Below are 1,876 nucleotides of genomic sequence, written 5' to 3'. Positions count from 1 at the left end.
AAGGGAGGCTCGTGCGGCTTAGGCCATGCGCGGGACAATCCAGAAAAAACAAGAACCCAACCCGAAACCGGACCGGGGCCTGTTATTCCAGGACCCAACAGTGTGCCAAAAGACCATCCGCGTTCGCCGGCGGCTCCCGTTCCAACCACCGGAACGAATCCCGGAAGCGTACTAGAAAACCACCCACCAACGATGGACGGCCATTATTTGTTGATATTCCACCCTTGAGCACTCGCCCATCAACACAAGTGATGGATGCGAGCAGCACTGAACACCCGCAAACAAACCACTGTGGATTCGCTGCCTGGTGCTAGTTGCTCCTTAGAAAGGAGGTGATCCAGCCGCACCTTCCGGTACGGCTACCTTGTTACGACTTAGTCCCAATCGCCGGTCCCACCTTCGACGGCTCCCTCCCACAAGGGGTTAGGCCACCGGCTTCGGGTGTTACCAACTTTCGTGACTTGACGGGCGGTGTGTACAAGGCCCGGGAACGTATTCACCGCAGCGTTGCTGATCTGCGATTACTAGCGACTCCGACTTCATGGGGTCGAGTTGCAGACCCCAATCCGAACTGAGACCGGCTTTTTGGGATTAGCTCCACCTCACAGTATCGCAACCCATTGTACCGGCCATTGTAGCATGCGTGAAGCCCAAGACATAAGGGGCATGATGATTTGACGTCGTCCCCACCTTCCTCCGAGTTGACCCCGGCAGTCTCCCATGAGTCCCCGCCTTTACGCGCTGGCAACATGGAACGAGGGTTGCGCTCGTTGCGGGACTTAACCCAACATCTCACGACACGAGCTGACGACAACCATGCACCACCTGTGAACCAGCCCCAAAGGGGAAACCGTGTTTCCACGGCGGTCTGGCACATGTCAAGCCTTGGTAAGGTTCTTCGCGTTGCATCGAATTAATCCGCATGCTCCGCCGCTTGTGCGGGCCCCCGTCAATTCCTTTGAGTTTTAGCCTTGCGGCCGTACTCCCCAGGCGGGGCACTTAATGCGTTAGCTACGGCGCGGAAAACGTGGAATGTCCCCCACACCTAGTGCCCAACGTTTACGGCATGGACTACCAGGGTATCTAATCCTGTTCGCTCCCCATGCTTTCGCTCCTCAGCGTCAGTTAATGCCCAGAGACCTGCCTTCGCCATCGGTGTTCCTCCTGATATCTGCGCATTTCACCGCTACACCAGGAATTCCAGTCTCCCCTACATCACTCTAGTCTGCCCGTACCCACCGCAGATCCGAGGTTGAGCCTCGGACTTTCACGATAGACGCGACAAACCGCCTACGAGCTCTTTACGCCCAATAATTCCGGATAACGCTTGCGCCCTACGTATTACCGCGGCTGCTGGCACGTAGTTAGCCGGCGCTTCTTCTGCAGGTACCGTCACTTTCGCTTCTTCCCTACTGAAAGAGGTTTACAACCCGAAGGCCGTCATCCCTCACGCGGCGTCGCTGCATCAGGCTTTCGCCCATTGTGCAATATTCCCCACTGCTGCCTCCCGTAGGAGTCTGGGCCGTGTCTCAGTCCCAGTGTGGCCGGTCACCCTCTCAGGCCGGCTACCCGTCGTCGCCTTGGTGAGCCATTACCTCACCAACAAGCTGATAGGCCGCGAGTCCATCCCTGACCAAAAAATCTTTCCACCAAAAACCATGCGGTCCACGGTGCATATCCGGTATTAGACCCAGTTTCCCAGGCTTATCCCAGAGTCAGGGGCAGGTTACTCACGTGTTACTCACCCGTTCGCCACTAATCATTCTGTGCAAGCACAAAAGTCATCGTTCGACTTGCATGTGTTAAGCACGCCGCCAGCGTTCATCCTGAGCCAGGATCAAACTCTCCGTAAAAAAATACAGACACAACCAACACG

1 rRNA gene is annotated in these 1,876 nt (G+C 56.2%); it reads right to left on the bottom strand.

The window, feature by feature from the left end:
* Positions 1 to 325: 325 nt before the first annotated feature.
* Positions 326 to 1,853: ribosomal RNA gene (locus tag OIU93_RS20295) — 16S ribosomal RNA — on the bottom strand.
* Positions 1,854 to 1,876: the final 23 nt, after the last annotated feature.

The organism is Paeniglutamicibacter sp. ZC-3 (assembly GCF_025847175.2).
In the GTDB taxonomy this organism is placed as follows: domain Bacteria; phylum Actinomycetota; class Actinomycetes; order Actinomycetales; family Micrococcaceae; genus Paeniglutamicibacter; species Paeniglutamicibacter sulfureus.
Note: the sequence above shows the minus strand (reverse complement) of the source record. Positions and strands in the feature narration are given on the sequence as shown.